The organism is Pseudoalteromonas rubra (genome assembly GCF_005887095.1).
In the GTDB taxonomy this organism is placed as follows: Bacteria; Pseudomonadota; Gammaproteobacteria; order Enterobacterales; family Alteromonadaceae; genus Pseudoalteromonas; species Pseudoalteromonas rubra_E.
This window is the reverse complement of sequence record NZ_PNCI01000026.1, coordinates 1-16,868: the sequence shown is the minus strand read 5'-3', so window position 1 is coordinate 16,868 and position 16,868 is coordinate 1. Positions and strand designations below refer to the sequence as shown.

Sequence of the window (16,868 nt, the reverse complement as noted above, 5' to 3'; positions counted from 1 at the left end):
GATGACAAAGTGTCCGTATTACTTTGCACCTAAGCCACTTCTTAACCCCCGTGCCCGGATCTTTTGCTTTCCGTACGCGGGGGGCACCAGCAGTATTTACTTTGACTGGCCAGACTATTTTTTCAGCCGGCAGATTGAAGTAGTAGCAGTTAGTCTGCCGGGGCGCGGTGCGCGCTTTGGTGAGCCATTTGATACCAGTATTGAGGCGGCCATAACCAATATGGTTGACGAGTTTGTGCCCTATCTGGACAGGCCCTTCTACCTGTATGGCCACAGCAATGGCGCGTTATATAGTTATGAGTTTGCCCGTCAGCTGCTTAATCGCGGACAGTTGCTAAATTGTCGGCGGGTATTTTTGGGCGCGAAAGCCGCGCCCAGAATGACCTATCGACGTGACCCGCTTCACTTGCTCAATGAAACGGATTTCAGGCAGGCGTTGGCTGATCTGGGTGGCACTCCACAGGCACTGCTGACAGATGAACAATTGCTGGCGTTGCTGTCACCTATGCTACGCAGCGACTTTAAGCTGGGATTCGATTATATGTCCACAGAGCCTCAGCAGCGCTTGCAGCAGCTTCCCACCACGCTGATTTATGGTACGGAGGATTTGGATGTGGGCGCCCAGGCGATGTCAGCATGGCGCGAGTTGCTGCCACAGGCTGAGCTGGAATCTGTTGCCGGGGGACACTTTTTTATCCATCACCAACAGGCCTTACTGGTCGATCTGCTCTTGACGCGGATCCCAATGTAGCCGATAAACGGAACTAGAAAAGGATAGACGACAATGAAAACACTTTATTCACTGGCTTCTGCCGTGTCGCTGCTGGTCAGCACACAGGCAGGGGCCGCAGTAGTCACGGATAGCGGAGTTAAAAAACACGCAATGGAAACATCAACACTGAACATATTATACATGGGCAACAGTCACACCAAGCGACACAGTGTACCCGAATTTGTCAAAGCCATCATTGAAGCGTCTGAGCCTGGGGTTCAGGTTAGCTATCAAATGGCACCCGGGATCTTATTTCTGGATCAGCGCTGGGATCATGGTCCGAGTCGTAAGATGTTAAAAGACACCTCATTGAGCCATGTGGTATTGCAGGCGCAAAAATACTCACAAAGCCGCAGAAAACTCTATTCAACCAAAGAGGCGAAAAAGCTGGTTGCACTGGCGAAGGAGCACGGCACCCAGGCCGTAATGTTCCCTGAGTGGGGTCAAAGAGGCCGTCAGTGGGAAGGCCAGTATGTGCATGATATTTATGCAGGCATAGCGAAAGAGTCGGGCGCGTGTATTGCGCCCGTTGGCTTGGTGTGGGACAAGTTTTTATCAGAGCACCGTATGAACTTACATGCAATGGACGGCAACCATGCTAATGACAAAGGCGCGTTTCTGGCCGCGCTGGTATTATCGCAAAGTATTCTCGGTCGTCCGGCAGATCAGCTTGCAGTCACCACCACCGCACCTGTTGACGCTAAGTTACAAAAGCAAATGCAGTTAGCGGCAGCCAGTTTGTATCAAACAGAAGTGGCGAACTGCGCATCTTAGTAAGGGGTGGTCCGATGGCGCTGTGTCATCGACCTGGTCCGGCACGCGAGTGTGCCGGGCATCTAATCTCTCAACTTGCTTACCTGTAAACACGCTACCCCGGCGTAAAGTTAGCGCAAGCGACCACACGCTTCTATAGTTTAACTAAATTCCTTGTACTGCATATTGCATCATGTTCAGTGACACGGCAATGCAAAGCCTGCTGACCAACCACTTTCCCTCCTTACAAAAAGATAAGATCCGGGCACACCCCAGACCATTTTTAAATTACCGAGCTCATGTCTTATTTCCAAAATCTAGAAAAGAGAGTGTTGTGCTACGCGACCAGTTTAATCGGGGACTGCAAACACTCAAAGCGACTGGCGAGTTTGAACGCCAGTGGCAGCGGTTACTGAATGGAGAGTTTGTGCCTGAACGCTAGTTTCTATGGAAGGTGAACACGCCACACTAGGAAAGGCTTCCCCAGCTTGTCAGATGACGTGTCAGGGTAATGATAAAGCCAAATATAACCAGCTGCTGCGAAACCACGATATGCTAACTGTGCATGAGTCGTGTTCGCGGATAAAAGCCACACTTCAGTGATTGTTGCTAAATAAAGTCATCATCTGTTGTTGGCTTTATTGACATAAAACAGGGCCAGCCGTTTTGGCCCTGTTATTTCATTTGGCGCTCAATCGCTTGATATCTCCCTCAACAGATTCCATTTTGGCTATCAGTAAAGTGCCATCGGCAGCAATATCGTAGTGCCAGAGCAAGTTTTGTGTTTTCAGTAGCTCAGGCTTTGCGACACCATCCAGTGCCAGTCGCCAGATATGATCCGTTTTTGACCAGGCGCTTTGCCAGTATAAATAGCCGTCTTTGAGTCTGGGGTTGGTTAGCTGATGATATGCCCTGGGTTCAAGGGACGTAAGTTTGGTTTCCTGCAGGCCCGCAGTGGCTAAATCCGTACTGCGATAAAGTGCGGCGTCTTTGAAGATGAGCCAAGTTTGAACCCGATAGTCATACATCAACATATCTGATGCCAGTGCGAAGCGGCGCTGCAATTGACCTGCTTTGTCATAAAGCAAAACGTCATGACCATCTGTTGCCCACAGCGTATCTGCATCTATCCAACCAAAATGGCGAAGTGAGCGCGATAAGGCTGGAGTGAAGGTGTGTATTATCCCAGAGCGGTCTAGCAGTAGTAACCGAGTCTCCCGGTTAGCCAGAATATAGGCATTATCGGGGCTCCAGGTAACAAAGTTGACGTAATCACTGCCCTTGTGATGGGTCAGCTGAACCACCTTGTCATTGCTGTGCAGGTATATTTCGCACGCGCCGGTGCGGCGTGACATAAATGCCGTTTCACCCAGGCTGTTGGTGACCGGCAGATAATCATGGCTGGAACTGGAAAAAATAGGCAGGTCGTCTTTGTCGCGGATATTCACTTGCCAGCTTTCGGCGGCGCTGAAAATATGGCCCTGCTCGTCAACACTGAGGCTGCTAAAAATCCCCTGCGGTGTCGAGATAACCTGGTATTGATGCCCATCACGCGTTGTGGCGATCAGGTTGTGGTGTTTGCTGCCGTCGTTGGTGATCATGCTGTGTTGTTTTGGGTCATAGGCAATCAGCCAGACGGGATAGTTCCAACGCAGCTGCACTTTGCCATCCAGGGTGATTAAGCGTGAATGTTGGAAAGCATTTTTCACCAGGTAATAGATTTGATTGTCCCAGCCGCGCAGTGTGGTGATGAGCTTATCACCTTCATCAAGATTGAGGGGAATAGGAATATATTTATTATTATCAGTATGATACTGATAGGCCTGCATGCCCGTTTTACTTTGTACCGTGACAATAATCTGATTGTCGGACTGCCAGCTTGGCGCCTGAATATGATAACAAGGGACGCCCTTAGGGATGTTTTGCTGCTGACCTTGCGCGTTCACAATCAATAGTTCACAACGGTCACCCTGATAGCGCCAAACTGCCAGCCAGTCTTTTTCCGGATGCCAGTTTGGTTTGGCAACACGGCTGTCAAATTGTAAACGCTGTATCGGGTTGCCCTGTTTATCGGTAATAACCAGAGTTTTGAAATCGTCGATATACGCCAAAAGCGATTTACTGGTGTGGGCGGCGACATCAAATTCTAACCCCAATTCATACGTGATATCTGCTACCTCATACTGCGGAGCAGCAAAGGGAGCCGGTGCAGAAGAAAAGTAGGCGATTGCACTGAAGCAGGCTGTGACGACCGGGAGTGCCATCATCAATACACGCTTTTTACCGGTAATGCCTGGTTTTGCAACCACGTCGTTTTGTAAAGCCGCGATGGGGTGCCCGTTATATTGCGGTGCCCGTATTAGCGGGGAGGTCTGCTGAATTGTCACTGGCGCGATAAATACATAGCCTCGTTTGGGCACGGTTTTAATAAAGTTGGGGTTTTTGGCACTGTCATTGAGTACCCGGCGCAACTTGGTAAGCAGCTGGTACAGGCTATTGGACTCGACAATGGTGTCTGGCCACAGCGCTGTGTTTAATACGTCCCGGGACAGGACCTTATCAGGAGACGTCACGAAGAGCTCAAGGAGCCTGGCAACTTGTGGCTCAAGCTTGATAGCAACCTGGCTTTCGGGGGCGCGCAATTCATCCTGACTGGCATCAAACTGCCAGGATAAAAAGTGGTATTGCTGAGCGCCAGTAGATATCGCCATGATGATTGTTCCCTTAGTTCTTATTGTAGCCTGTTGCCGCTGCAATGCGGTGCCCGCACCTGAGTCTGGATCGTTTGGTCAGATGACTGACTCAGAGGCCGACATATCAGGTGTCACGCATTCTGTCTGCTGAAACTAACCTAGTTCATAACAAAGTCAATAATCATCAGAGGTTGATCACCTTTATTCAGGAAACTTTCAGCTTTTTAAAGGCCCATTTCTGCTGCAATGAACGGCAATCAGTCATATCGGAAGCAGTCATATGAAACAGCACTATTTAACTTTGTGTATCACAGCGACATTGGGCAGCCAGTCACTCTGGGCAAACGAAACTCACAACACAGAGGTAAACCTCGACGGACGTCTGGATGAACAACAATGGCAATCAGCTCGGCAGTTTAAGCAATTTTATCAGGTGGCTCCGGCGACACTGACAACACATTCAGACAAGCTCCATGCAAAAGCATTCAGCAACGCAGCGGGGGTTTATATTGGTATTGTTAACTTTCAGGACAGAGCCAGCAGGCAGAAGCAGTTTAATATCCAGGACGCCTTTATGCAGGCCGAATTTAATCGCATCGTAATAGATTTCGCTGGCGATGGCAGCGGCGCTTATGAGTTTGCAGTGACTCTGGGTGGTGGCACGCAAGATGCCGTATTGACGCCACAGCTGACCAAAGACCACGATTGGGACGGGGATTGGCAGTCTGAAACGTTTGAAGCGGATGGTTACTGGTCTTCAGAAGTCTTTATCCCCTGGCATACCGTATCTTTCTACAACCCGGCTCAAGGCACGGAAAGTGCGCTTGGGGATATTGGCGTATCAATACAGCTTTATGACCTGGGAAAAAATTATATCTATTCAAATCAAAAACAAACAACCAGTAATAGCGATTTTTACCTGGGCATGCCAAAACTCAAATCGGCCATTCCAAACCATAGCCAACTGAGTTTTGTACCGTATTTTAGTCATCAGCAGCATTTTGCCGAGCAGGCCAAGGATAATAGTCAAAGCGATGTGGGTTTTGATCTGTTTTATAAACCTAGTCATCACCAGAAACTGTCGGTGGCGGTTAATCCGGACTTCGGCCAGGTCGATAGTGACGAAGTCGACATTAACTACAGTGCGGTTGAAACACTGCGCAGCGACAAGCGGCCTTTCTTTACTCAGGATATTGCAGTGTTTAGCGTACAGGCTTTGCAAGATACCAAGCTGCTCCATACCCGGCGTATTGGGGCTGGCAGTGACGATGGGCGGGAATTTATCACTCCTATCGATTTGGCGACCCGTTTTGTTCATCAGGGAGAGACCATGCAGGTCGGTGCCTTTGCGGTAAAAGAGGATGATCTGGACAGCAATGCCGGCAAACGCTTTTATGCTGCACGTGCTAAGTATCGGCAAAAGTACTGGCAAACAGGTGTGCTGGCCACACATACAGAACGACCATGGCTGGACCGGCAAGCCACGACGATGGCCTGGGATAGTCAGTATCAAAGTGCCACTTGGTCATTTCAGGGCGCTTTGCTCATCAGCGAGGTCGAGCAGCAGCAAAAGCAAACGGGCAAGGGGGTATCATTGCAACTGGGGTATCAGTTTTCTCCCAATACAAATCTGGAAGGACGATATCTTAAGCTAAATAAAAGCTTTGATAATAGTGATTTAGGATACATGCAGCGCAATGACTGGCAGTATAGTGAAGCCAAGTTTAGTCATGCAATTAACACTCAAAGCGATTGGCTAGCGCGTATCAAGCACTCTTTGACACTCAGTTATGAGGCCGATAACCAGGGGCTAAAGCTGCCGGCCCGGCAGGCCTATCTGAGCCAGTGGCTGCTGGCAAGTGGTGGCCAGATTGACCTGCATCTGGACAGGATTAGTGGTGGCTGGCAGGACAACCTGGGTCGTCAGAGCCAGGCTTTTGAAGTACCAGGTAACTGGGAAGCACGGGTGATGTATGTGAGTCCTTACATTGGTAAATTCTCATGGGCTGCGAGTTTCGAGTACGATCAGGAGGGGTTTGATGGTCACGCTCAGCAGTATGCGGTTGATATGACCTGGTTACCGCACCCAAACTGGACAGTGAAATTCAACAACTTTTATCGCACCGGAGATGGCTGGCTGGTGGCAAGTGATAGAGATCAGGTCACTCAGTATCAGCGTGATTTCTTCGTAAATAAGATTCAGGTCAGCGGATTGATAACCGATAAACTGGAATTTTCTTCAACGCTTGAATGGGCTGTACTGGAAGCCCGCAGTGACGATGTGTATTCCATACAGGCGCATCACAGACATCGCCTGAACAATGTGGATACCAGCTTTGAAGATCGTCGCTTGTCCAGCCAGTTTAAGTTGCGTTATCGGATGGGGGCACTGTCTGATGTGTTTTTGGTATATCGGCGTGGCGGGGCTGTGGGAGAAAATGTACCTGGCAGTCAGATTGGCTCTGAGCCCTGGCTTGAACGCGCAAAACAGCTTTGGCAATCACCTTCACAGGATTCTGTGCTGCTGAAGGTCAGGTATAAGTTTTAACGGCGCAGCTTCAGCTGTCCGGTATCTGTGTGAATATTTCTCAATTCACACTCCTGGGACAACACCGCATACTCAAACTTTTAAGTTTAGGGACAAAGCTATGCAAATAAGACATGCTGTTGTACTGGGCGCTGCGTTGAGCTTGGTTACCTCCTGCGCATCCCAGCAGATGGGTACTGGGCTGTATCAGTCTCAGGATTGGGTTACGGACGGAGTATTTACTCAGGGGGTAGAAGGCCCGGCTGTAAACCGAGATGGTGACCTGTTTGCGGTCAACTTCGCCCGACAAGGCACCATTGGTCAGGTGAGCGGACAAGGTGAGGCGGGTTTATATCTGAGTTTGCCGCAAGGCAGCACAGGGAATGGGATCCGCTTTGATGCGCAGGACACTATGTATATTGCGGATTATACCGGTCACAATGTACTGAAAGTGACGCCTGATAAAACGATTTCTGTGCTGGCTCATAACCCCAAAATGCATCAGCCCAATGATTTAGCCATCAGTGATAAAGGCATACTGTACGCCAGTGATCCGGATTGGCAAAACAACACGGGACAGCTTTGGCGCATTTTACCTGATGGGCAAACTGAATTGTTGCGTGCAAATATGGGCACCACGAATGGTATAGAGGTCAGCCCCGACAATCGTACTTTGTATGTGAATGAGAGTGTGCAGCGCCAGATCTGGGCGTTTGAGCTTGATGAGCAAGGGATGATAGGTGACCCAGAGCTGTTTTATGAGTTTAACGATCATGGCCTGGATGGTATGCGCTGTGACGAAAATGGCAATCTGTATGTTGCCCGCTATGGAGCCGGGGAAGTGGTGATACTGTCACCAAAAGGCCAGCTACTGAGAAAAGTGGCGTTGAAAGGCCAATATCCGACGAATATTGCATTTGGTGGTAAACAGGGCAAGCAGGTGTTTGTGACCATGCAAAAACGAGGCGCCATCGAAACCTTCACCTCAGAATACGCCGGGCGTTCGTTTAACCGACATACTTTGTAACCACACACAGATACTTTGTATTGAGGTGTTTTGTTAATATCGGAACGGTTAAATATCAAGGACCAGTATGATAGAAATAAAACACCTCACGAAAGTGTATTTGCATGACCCTGTTTTTTCGGACTATTGTGCCGCGCTAAGTGAGCAGAAGCTCTGCATCGAAGCGCCAAATGGACTGGGGAAAAGTACCTTGTTTAGGATCATTGCCGGCCTGGATGATGCGTTTCATGGTGATGTACTGTTTGACGGTAAGCAACACCCTGCCATGCAGAGAATCGTGGCACTGGCCAGTGACTCAATAGCCTATCCTGATTTTTTGACGGCCAGACAATTACTGCGATTGACAGCGAAAAGCTGGGCATGTCCCTGGCCTGAGCTAATGATCCGGCAAATGGAATTTGAGGCTTTTTTGGATACCCGTTACGGGGCGCTGTCGTCCGGTAATCAGAAAAAGTGCCAACTAATCAATGCTATGATGAGAAATACGCCTTATCTGGTGCTGGATGAACCGAGCGCTGCATTAGATCATGCCAGCGTTGATGTGTTGTTGAGCTGGCTTATTCATCACCCTGCACAAGTGATCATGAGTTGTCATGAGCCTCAGCCCTTTATTGATATTGGCTTTGTAACTCAGTCACTGTTTGAGTGAGGTGCTGATGTTACATTATTATCAGTATCGTTACCGTGCGTTTCGAGTTGTGCTGGCCGCGTTGTTGCGCCAGCTTCAGCAGTTCTCACTCATGTTTGTGACCTTATTCTTCATTTTCATCCCGCAGTTGATCATTGGGGTGTTTTTTGGTCTGGGTAAGTTGGTGTCATTCGACTCGCACGGTGTTGCGATGAAAGTGGCATTTGGTTTCCTGTTGCTACAAAGTTTGCTGTTACAGGCGGTTAAGCCCGCCATTACAGATGCCAGGCACAGGGCTTATCACCAGACCCTGCTGCGAACCCGGTTTCATCAGTTTGTGGCTGACTGGCTGCTGTTACTGATATGCCATGTGCTATTTGGTGCAGCTTTACTCCTCGCAGTGAGCATGGGCACAGCGACACTCTGGCAGGCTCCTCAGTTGCCAGGGTTTATGCTGGCACAGTGGCTGTTTGCACTGGCCTTGCTGTACCGCCCGCAAACATTGGTTTCATCATTGTGTGTTGCTTTCGTTGCCGTCTGGCTGGCGCCGGATATTCAGACATATCTGGCTGTGAGCATGCTTTGGCTTGCGCTGGATTGGTTCAGGCCCAAGCTGAAACTAGCGGCGCCACAACCCCAGCTTAGCTCTGTCAGCTTTTGGTACTATGTCATCAAAGAGTATCCCTGGGTGGTGTTGTGGCGAGCAGGCGCATCATTTCTGGCTTTGTGGGCGGGTGTCATCATGGCTAATGAGCGGCCCGATCTGCTGCACTACTACACTTTGATCATACTGCTGGTGAACCAGTTGTGGTGGTCCAGCTTGTATTTAGATACCAGTAAACAGGCTGCCGGGCGCAGGGGGTTTTGGCGTAGTCTGGGTCTTGATAGTCAAATTGAGTTTAGCCAAAGCGCTTTGATTTACATATTGTGTTTGGTCAGCTGGCTTGCGGGAGTTGTGCTGTTAAACGGCGAGTTGTATACCGTGTCGGTAATCGCTACTTGTCCGGCACTTGTATGGACTCTAAAGCACTATCCGCAGCGTTTTGCTGTTGTCTGGGGCTGTGTCAGTGTGACGCTGATGATGATTAAAGTGCTGTTTATTTAGTACAGGCAAACAAAACAGGCCAGCATGGCTGGCCTTTACATTAGAGACAAGTTACGCGGCGTCCGCGTCTTTTGCAACCACTCTGGCTTTACCAGCCAGCAGGTCGGCCGGGTCAAAGTCATCTACATTGATAACGGCCAGTCGCTTCTCTTCAACGGCTGCCAATTTGTTGGCTTCATCGTTATTTAGTGCACCACATTCGCGGCCCATTTCGGCCACTTTATCCAATCGCATAAATGGCAGTTTTTCACCTTTAGCACGACATACTTTGTCGAACAGAGGCTCTACTTCCAGAATGTCTTTCAGTGTTTGCTCTTGTTTGCCGATCAGGTTCAGCGGTTCATCACGCAGGTAAATGTGTGAAGCCAGACGGTCACGGGCTGAGCTTGGTGTTTGCAGAAGCTGCGCCAGTTTGTGCTCCATCTGATCCGTCGGCTTACGGACCGGACGACCGAATGGGAACAGGATCAGCTTAAGCAGGCCACGCAATGCCATTGATGGCATGTTGTTAATTAGGTCCGCCAGGGCACGCTGACACAGGTACAAATGTTCCTGACAAGCCCACTGTACGTAAGGTAAGTCTTCTTTACGACGACCTTCATCGTTGTAACGCTTCAGTGTGGCAGAAACCAGGTACAGGTAGCTTAGCAAGTCACCAAGGCGCGCAGAAATACGCTCTTTGCGTTTCAAAGAGCCACCAAATACGGCCATACAGATGTCAGACATCAGTGCCAGCGACGCACTAAAGCGCGCAGCAGCACGATAGTAGTCTGCCGTTTCATCGTTAAATGGTACTTTGCTGAAGCGACCACCAGTCAGAGCCAGCCACTTAGTGCGAACCAGGTTAGAAATGGTAAAGCCAATATGGCCCATCAATGCCTGGTCAAAGCTGTTCAGTGCTTCTTCTTTATCCTTAATAGTACAAGCGTTGAGTTCAGCCAGTACAAAAGGATGACAGCGAATTGCGCCCTGACCGTAAATGATCATATTACGAGTCAGAATGTTTGCACCTTCTACTGTGATAGCAATAGGCGCACCCTGATAACCGCGGCCAAGGTAGTTATTTGGACCCAGACAGATCCCTTTGCCGCCGTGAATATCCATTGCATGCTTGGTTGAGTCACGCATTTGCTCTGTCAGGTGATATTTCAAAATAGCAGAGATAACAGACGGCTTTTCACCTAAGTCAACGGCGCCCGTCGACATGCTCACTGCTGCGTCGCTGCTGTAGGCATAACCACCCAGTTTAGCCAGTGCTTCTTCTATACCTTCCATCTTACCGATAGGCAATTTGAACTGACGGCGGATACGGCTGTACGCACCACTGGCCAGCGCCAGAGACTTAATACCACCGGTTGAGTTAGACGGCAGCGTGATCACGCGACCCACTGACAGACACTCCACCAGCATACGCCAGCCCTGGCCTGCCATTTTTGCACCACCTATGATGAAATCAAGGGGGACAAAGACGTCTTCGCCCTTAGTTGGACCATTTTGGAAAGGCACGTTCAACGGGAAGTGACGACGGCCAATTTCAACGCCTGGGGTGCTGGTTGGGATAAGCGCACAGGTAATACCAATTTCTTTTTTGTCGCCCAGCAGGCCATCCGGGTCGCGCATTTTGAATGCCAGACCAAGTACAGTCGCAACGGGTGCAAGCGTGATATAACGCTTATTCCAGGTTAGGCGAATACCTAAGGTTTCTTTACCTTCCCATTCACCTTTACAGACGATACCGAAATCAGGGATAGATGAGGCATCAGAGCCCGCCTCCGGCGAGGTCAGTGCAAAACAGGGGATCTCATCGCCTTTTGCCAGACGAGGCAGGTAATGATCTTTTTGCTCTTGAGTACCATAGTGTTGAAGCAGTTCGCCCGGACCTAGTGAATTAGGTACACCTACAATCGATGAAAGCAGAGAGGATTTACTGGTTAGCTTTTGCAACACACAAGACTGTGCATAGGCCGAAAATTCCAGACCACCATATTGCTTTTTGATGATCATGGCAAAGAACTTGTTGTCTTTGAGGTACTGCCATACGTCCTGCGGTAGATCAGTCAGCTCATGAGTGGCTTCCCAGTCGTTCAGCATGGCGCAAACTTCTTCAACAGGACCGTCCATAAAGGCTTGCTCTTCGGCCGTAAGACGTGGTGCCTGATACTGGTGAAGCTTATTCCAGTTAGGATTACCACAGAACAAGTCGGCTTCCCACCAAGTGGTACCGGCATCGATAGCGGACTTTTCTGTTTCAGACATGCTAGGCGTGACTTTTTTGAACGCCTTAAACAATGGTGCAACGATATACTGTTGACGTACATTAGTCATTGATAGAGGAACTGCGATGGCCAAGAAGATAAGCCAGGCAAATGCGCCAAAGGCGCCGGCGAAGGTGCCGATCAGCAGCGTCGCCGCAGCAACACCTAAGCAGGTGTTCCAGCTCGCACGGTGGTAGCAGGCAGCGCTAACCAGTGCGATTAAAGCGAGTGTAAATAAAAGTGTCATGTTGTTATTCCTTGTAAGAGGTCTGACCACATTGGCTAGGCTAGCTTGTTGGACCAGTGATTTCAAGCCTAAAAAGCATCTTATCTTCATTTTAGTTGCTATTTAGTTACCTCGCGAGTTGGTCATATTAGTGTTGTTTTTATGTAATGAGTTTGTAATTTTTAAGATTGCTCCTATATTTTAAGAGCTCATTCTAGGAGGGAATCGTCATGCAATATGGAACATTGTGTGTCGCATCTGCGACGTTTTTTGCTATGCTGCTTTCAGCACATCTTTATCAACCTGCTGTATTTCTTAATCTTGCCAGTTGCGTCTTGTGCGCTATCTATGGTTATCAGGGCGCCAGTATCATTGCTATGTTTTTAGCCTGGTGTAATGTTCAAGCGTTTTTGGTCAGCCCGTGGATAAATCTAACCGAGCAACCCAGTATCAAAGCGCTGGTGATATTTTTGCTTTGCGTGATGTTTGCGGCCATCAGTATTGGGGTTCACAAACGTTAGCCTGTTGTCTGGGCCTTGGCTGCGGTACAATGAAGGGTCCGTGTATCGTTTGGGAAGTATGAATGAAGATCCTTGCAGATCAGAATATGCCCCTGGTTGAAGAGTTTTTCTCTGATCTGGGGGAGGTAAGTCGTTTTGATGGTCGCACCATAGCGCCACACCAGCTCGCTGATGTTGACGTGTTGCTTACGCGCTCTGTCACTCAGGTTGGTCATACACTCTTGGCTGAGGCATCAAAGCTAAAGTTTGTTGGTACCGCTACAATTGGGGTCGACCACATTGACAGGTCGTTACTGGCTGAGCGAGACATTGGCTTTGCCAGCGCCCCTGGTTGCAATGCTGTTGCGGTCGCCGAGTACGTGATCAGTGCTTTGTATGCCTATGCGCAGCACAAGGCGATTAATCTGCAAGGTAAAAAGCTGGGTATCGTCGGGGTTGGCAATATAGGCCAGTGCTTACACGATAAACTGGCTGCCAGTGGAGTAGAGCTGCTATTGTGTGACCCGCTCCGTTATGAAGCAGGGACTTTAGCGCAACATATGCCGTTTGATGAGCTGTTAGCACAAGCCGATATCGTTACTTTCCATGTACCTTTGATCAAAACCGGTACTCATCAGACCCGACACATACTTAATGCTGAGCGAATAGCAACGCTTAAGCCTGATATGTTGGTGATCAATGCAAGCCGGGGAGATGTGATTGATAATCAGGCTTTGTTAGCAGCGCTTGAGAACGGCCAGGCAATCGATTTGGTGTTAGATGTATGGGAAAATGAACCCAATATTCTAATGCCCTTATTAGATCACACGTTGTTTGCGTCGGTGCACATTGCTGGCCACACTCTTGAAGGGAAAGCCCGAGGGACGCAAATGTTGTATCAGGCCTTGTGTGATCAACTTGGTATTGCGGCCACAAAGTCGCTTGAGTCGTTTTTGCCGATCCCGGCTCTGACATCCTGCTATGCAGAACATACGCTTAGTGAACAGGAACTCGGCAGACTGGTTCATCTGGTCTATGATATTCGTCGAGATGATGGCCTGATGCGTAACAATATCTCTAGTCAGGGGTTTGATATGTTGCGTAAAAATTACCCACCTCGTCGGGAGTTTAATACCTTGACAGTGCAAAATGCACCTCAGTGTGGGACGCAGTTACAACAGCTTGGTTTTAAAGTAGTTAATTAGAATGAGGAATAATATGTCGCAGAAATATGATGTGGCGGTGCTCGGTGCAACCGGGCTGGTAGGCAAGCAAATTATTGAAACTCTGGCCGAACGAAAGTTCCCGGTTGGCAATTTGTATCCTCTGGCAAGCAGCCGCAGTGCGGGTGAAGAAATTGAGTTTAACGGTGAGACGCTCACTGTGCTGGATGTGGCAGAGTTTGATTTTAGCCAGGCTCATATAGGTTTGTTTTCGGCCGGAGGCAGCGTGTCGGAACAGTATGCGCCAATAGCGGCCGAAGCGGGCTGTATTGTCATTGATAACACATCACATTTTAGATATGACTATGATGTGCCCTTGGTTGTCCCTGAGGTAAACAGTGCCAGCCTGGCTGATTTTCGCAATCGCAACATCATCGCCAATCCAAATTGTTCGACCATTCAAATGATGGTGGCATTGAAACCTATCTATGATGCCTACGGCATTGACCGTATCAATGTGTCTACCTATCAAGCTGTATCTGGTGCAGGCAAAGAGGCGGTTGAAGAGCTGGCTAAACAAACTGCTAACCTGATGAATGCCAGACCTATGGAAAATGAGGTATTCACTAAGCAAATCGCCTTTAATGTTATTCCGCAAATTGATGCCTTCCAGGACAATGGCTATACCAAAGAAGAAATGAAAATGGTTTGGGAGACACAAAAAATCCTCGGCGATAGCAGTGTTATGGTTAACCCAACGGCTGTTCGCGTGCCTGTTTTTTATGGTCATGCCGAGGCGATCCACCTCGAAACGCGTATGCCTTATGATCTTGAACACATTAAACAGTTGTTAAATGATGCCCAAGGTCTCGAACTGATTGAAGATGAGCAGGATTATCCGACACCGGTCAGTGATGCCAGCGGCAATGACACGGTTTATGTAGGTCGACTGAGAGCTGATATTTCGCACCCACATGGCCTGAACCTCTGGGTGGTGTCTGACAATACCCGCAAAGGGGCCGCAACAAACAGTGTACAGATTGCAGAAGAATTAATTGCGCACTACCTGTAATGGCTGTCGGGCCCGTGAACAATGACGGGCCCAAATTCCTTTTCTATATGTTCCCATACGGCAGCATTTTGCCACTTTTCACTTCTCATCCGCCAAGTCTATGTATTTCGTCTATCCTTGAGTGTATTCAGAGGCTTAAATAAAGAATTGGTAACTCACCAAAAAGCATGATAAGAATGTTAATTTTCAATACTTTGGCGATGGATATTCACCGTTATCTGGTTTATAGTTGGCAATTGGAACAGAGCTTGCACAAGCCCTATTAAGCACAATTCAGTAGTCGCGTTGCCGCCAGGGCAGCGCAAGAAGAGTATACAAAGGAACAGCATGCGCGGTTTAGCCTTTATTTGTATCTTAGCAATGGCCCTAATTGCAGCGCCCGTTCATACCCAGGACGGGACCGTTCTCAAAGGTCCGAAAGGGGTTGATCTGGGGCTTCAGGGACGCTCAGTTGGCCCGATAAAGTCAACAGATACCTTATGGCGCATCGCGCACAAAGTTCGCCCTAATGACTCCGTTTCAATTTATCAGGTAATGCAGGCTTTATACGAGAAAAACCCTCAGGCTTTTCTCGACAATAACCTAAACCATATGCGTGATGGCGCTTACCTTAAAATTCCCACATTAGCTGAAATACGCCGCGTTAATGCGCAACTAGCACGTCAAAAATCAGATCAAGACGATGAGTTATGGGAGCTGAAAAAAAGCGGCAAGCTTGATCAGGCGACCATAGACGCTGCCGACAAACGCGTGACACAAGCGCGTAAGGTCGATGTTGAAGAAGCGCGCGAAGCGCTCACCAATGAGCTCAAATCACTTAAGATGGAGCAAGACTCCCGCCTGCTTGATTTACAAACCCAATTTAAAACGTCTGTTCGCAGTGTAGAAGAGATCCTCCAGGAAAATAACGAACTTGAGAGAAAGCTGAATAATATTTCTGAAGAGCTAAAAAATGTTCAGGATCAGTTGGGCAGAGACAGTGAAATTCAGCAGCAACTTAAAGCCGTGATCGACATGCAAAACGAGCTGATCGCGCAGCAGCAAATGCAGGCACAGGCGGACGCCGAGTTCAGTTTTGCTAAGCTATTTGCTAACCCTCTGGTTGTGGCCTTACTTGCCACCATTCCCGCTTTGCTGATCATAGGTGCAGTGGTGATGCGTATGCGCAAAGGCAAGGCAAAACCAGCCGAGGAAGACGATGAATTTTTACCACAGTCTCCAGCACCAGCCGCCGCTGCAACGGCTACAGCGGCAGCGGCAGACCCACTCGATTTGGATATGCCCCATGACAGTGGCGAAGATGCCTTAAACGAAGGTGTTCAGCTGGATGACGATATCCTGCCAGATGACGAAATCGTCTTTGACAGCCTGGAAGATGATGCGTTTGAAGAAGGCAATGATACGCTTGAACAGGATGAACTGGACAGCTTACTGAACGACGACATTGTGTTTGACGATGAATCGGATGACACAACCCAGCAATCAGGTGATGACGATCTTGATGAGTTCTTGCAACAAAACTTTGATGAAGCGGACGACAGCCTGGGCGATGAAATCACCCTGGATGTCGACGCAGAAGCAGTATCAGGCGATAACGACATATTGAGCGCCGATGACATTGATGATTTGTTCAATGAAGTCAGCGAAGGAGCAGATGACGATACTCTGGATGTCAGTGATGATGCACTTGCGGCATTAAGCGAAGAATTGGCGGAAGAGAGTCTGGAGGAAGCTGATACTGCTGAGGCAGACGTAGCAGATGAAGACTTTGATCTGGACGACATAGATAGCTTGATAGATGAAGTCGGTGAGTCGCCCCCAAAGTCCCCAGCGGCTGATGGAGCAGCGACAGACGACGGTATTCTGAGTGCTGATGACATTGACGACTTACTCGATGGCGCACTTGATGATGAACCCGATATCGCAGAAGACGATTTTGACGTTGACGATATAGACAGCTTGCTTGATCAGGCTCAGGATTCGGGTGACGACGATGCCCTCCCTGAAGAATCAGATATTGACACTGATGACATAGACAGCCTGCTGGCCGAAGCCTCTGATACGGCCCCGGACGCAGATATGCTGGCAGAAGCGCCCGATGATATCGACAGCCTGCTGGAAGAAGTCTCCGATGCGGCCCCTGATGA

13 protein-coding genes are annotated in these 16,868 nt (G+C 48.9%); 11 read left to right on the top strand and 2 right to left on the bottom strand.

Annotation, left to right across the window (positions count from 1 at the left end; genetic code table 11):
• Window position 1 precedes the first annotated feature (1 nt).
• The 3 genes from CWB99_RS11955 (at window position 2) to CWB99_RS11945 (ending at window position 1,967) form a co-directional block, all read left to right on the top strand.
• A complete protein-coding gene (locus tag CWB99_RS11955) occupies window positions 2–751 on the top strand; it encodes a thioesterase II family protein (RefSeq protein WP_171045327.1) in 750 nt (249 codons plus the stop codon).
• Between the two features lie 33 nt (window positions 752–784).
• Complete coding sequence (locus tag CWB99_RS11950; RefSeq protein WP_138553222.1) at window positions 785–1,546, top strand: hypothetical protein; 762 nt, start codon at window positions 785–787, stop codon at window positions 1,544–1,546.
• A 172-nt stretch (window positions 1,547–1,718) separates the two neighbouring features.
• On the top strand, window positions 1,719–1,967 hold the full coding sequence (locus CWB99_RS11945; protein WP_138553223.1) for a hypothetical protein: 249 nt from the start codon (window positions 1,719–1,721) through the stop codon (window positions 1,965–1,967).
• A 238-nt stretch (window positions 1,968–2,205) separates the two neighbouring features.
• Here CWB99_RS11945 and CWB99_RS11940 read toward each other — a convergent pair whose 3' ends face one another.
• A complete protein-coding gene (locus CWB99_RS11940) occupies window positions 2,206–4,236 on the bottom strand; it encodes a winged helix-turn-helix domain-containing protein (protein WP_138553224.1) in 2,031 nt (676 codons plus the stop codon).
• Window positions 4,237–4,498: 262 nt separating this feature from the next.
• Between CWB99_RS11940 and CWB99_RS11935 the strand changes: the two genes are divergently transcribed.
• The 4 genes from CWB99_RS11935 to CWB99_RS11920 all read left to right on the top strand — a co-directional run bounded on the left by CWB99_RS11935 (window position 4,499) and on the right by CWB99_RS11920 (window position 9,505).
• Window positions 4,499–6,766, top strand: a complete 2,268-nt coding sequence (locus tag CWB99_RS11935; RefSeq protein ID WP_138553225.1) for a DUF5916 domain-containing protein — start codon at window positions 4,499–4,501, stop codon at window positions 6,764–6,766.
• 100 nt (window positions 6,767–6,866) lie between these two features.
• Window positions 6,867–7,772 (top strand): SMP-30/gluconolactonase/LRE family protein, encoded by a 906-nt coding sequence (locus CWB99_RS11930; protein WP_138553226.1) that lies wholly within the window; start codon window positions 6,867–6,869, stop codon window positions 7,770–7,772.
• Between the two features lie 67 nt (window positions 7,773–7,839).
• Window positions 7,840–8,421 carry an ABC transporter ATP-binding protein gene (locus tag CWB99_RS11925; RefSeq protein WP_138553227.1) on the top strand — a complete coding sequence of 194 codons (582 nt, stop codon included), beginning with the start codon at window positions 7,840–7,842 and terminating at the stop codon, window positions 8,419–8,421.
• A gap of 7 nt (window positions 8,422–8,428) precedes the next feature.
• Window positions 8,429–9,505, top strand: a complete 1,077-nt coding sequence (locus CWB99_RS11920) for a DUF6136 family protein (protein WP_138553228.1) — start codon at window positions 8,429–8,431, stop codon at window positions 9,503–9,505.
• Window positions 9,506–9,556: 51 nt separating this feature from the next.
• Here CWB99_RS11920 and fadE read toward each other — a convergent pair whose 3' ends face one another.
• Window positions 9,557–12,007 carry an acyl-CoA dehydrogenase FadE gene (gene fadE, locus CWB99_RS11915; protein WP_138553229.1) on the bottom strand — a complete coding sequence of 817 codons (2,451 nt, stop codon included), beginning with the start codon at window positions 12,005–12,007 and terminating at the stop codon, window positions 9,557–9,559.
• 209 nt (window positions 12,008–12,216) lie between these two features.
• On the opposite strand from fadE, the gene CWB99_RS11910 reads away from it, so the two are divergent.
• The 4 genes from CWB99_RS11910 to CWB99_RS11895 form a co-directional block, all read left to right on the top strand.
• Window positions 12,217–12,507 (top strand): DUF6419 family natural product biosynthesis protein, encoded by a 291-nt coding sequence (locus tag CWB99_RS11910; protein ID WP_138553230.1) that lies wholly within the window; start codon window positions 12,217–12,219, stop codon window positions 12,505–12,507.
• Window positions 12,508–12,569: 62 nt separating this feature from the next.
• The gene (locus CWB99_RS11905) at window positions 12,570–13,691 is read left to right on the top strand and encodes a 4-phosphoerythronate dehydrogenase (RefSeq protein WP_138553231.1); all 1,122 of its coding nucleotides are present in this window, start codon (window positions 12,570–12,572) and stop codon (window positions 13,689–13,691) included.
• A 13-nt stretch (window positions 13,692–13,704) separates the two neighbouring features.
• Window positions 13,705–14,721 (top strand): aspartate-semialdehyde dehydrogenase, encoded by a 1,017-nt coding sequence (locus tag CWB99_RS11900; protein ID WP_138553232.1) that lies wholly within the window; start codon window positions 13,705–13,707, stop codon window positions 14,719–14,721.
• Between the two features lie 327 nt (window positions 14,722–15,048).
• Window positions 15,049–16,868, top strand: a 1,820-nt coding sequence (locus CWB99_RS11895; RefSeq protein ID WP_283236584.1) for a FimV/HubP family polar landmark protein, incomplete at its 3' end; no start/stop codon positions are given.

Excerpts from the sequence above, each read along its gene's own strand:
- CWB99_RS11955 (WP_171045327.1), top strand. The coding sequence starts at position 2 with ATGACAAAGTGTCCGTATTACTTTGCACCTAAGCCACTTCTTAACCCC.
- CWB99_RS11950 (WP_138553222.1), top strand. The coding sequence starts at position 785 with ATGAAAACACTTTATTCACTGGCTTCTGCCGTGTCGCTGCTGGTCAGC.
- CWB99_RS11945 (WP_138553223.1), top strand. The coding sequence starts at position 1,719 with ATGTTCAGTGACACGGCAATGCAAAGCCTGCTGACCAACCACTTTCCC.
- CWB99_RS11940 (WP_138553224.1), bottom strand. The coding sequence starts at position 4,236 with ATGGCGATATCTACTGGCGCTCAGCAATACCACTTTTTATCCTGGCAG.
- CWB99_RS11935 (WP_138553225.1), top strand. The coding sequence starts at position 4,499 with ATGAAACAGCACTATTTAACTTTGTGTATCACAGCGACATTGGGCAGC.
- CWB99_RS11930 (WP_138553226.1), top strand. The coding sequence starts at position 6,867 with ATGCAAATAAGACATGCTGTTGTACTGGGCGCTGCGTTGAGCTTGGTT.
- CWB99_RS11925 (WP_138553227.1), top strand. The coding sequence starts at position 7,840 with ATGATAGAAATAAAACACCTCACGAAAGTGTATTTGCATGACCCTGTT.
- CWB99_RS11920 (WP_138553228.1), top strand. The coding sequence starts at position 8,429 with ATGTTACATTATTATCAGTATCGTTACCGTGCGTTTCGAGTTGTGCTG.
- fadE (WP_138553229.1), bottom strand. The coding sequence starts at position 12,007 with ATGACACTTTTATTTACACTCGCTTTAATCGCACTGGTTAGCGCTGCC.
- CWB99_RS11910 (WP_138553230.1), top strand. The coding sequence starts at position 12,217 with ATGCAATATGGAACATTGTGTGTCGCATCTGCGACGTTTTTTGCTATG.
- CWB99_RS11905 (WP_138553231.1), top strand. The coding sequence starts at position 12,570 with ATGAAGATCCTTGCAGATCAGAATATGCCCCTGGTTGAAGAGTTTTTC.
- CWB99_RS11900 (WP_138553232.1), top strand. The coding sequence starts at position 13,705 with ATGTCGCAGAAATATGATGTGGCGGTGCTCGGTGCAACCGGGCTGGTA.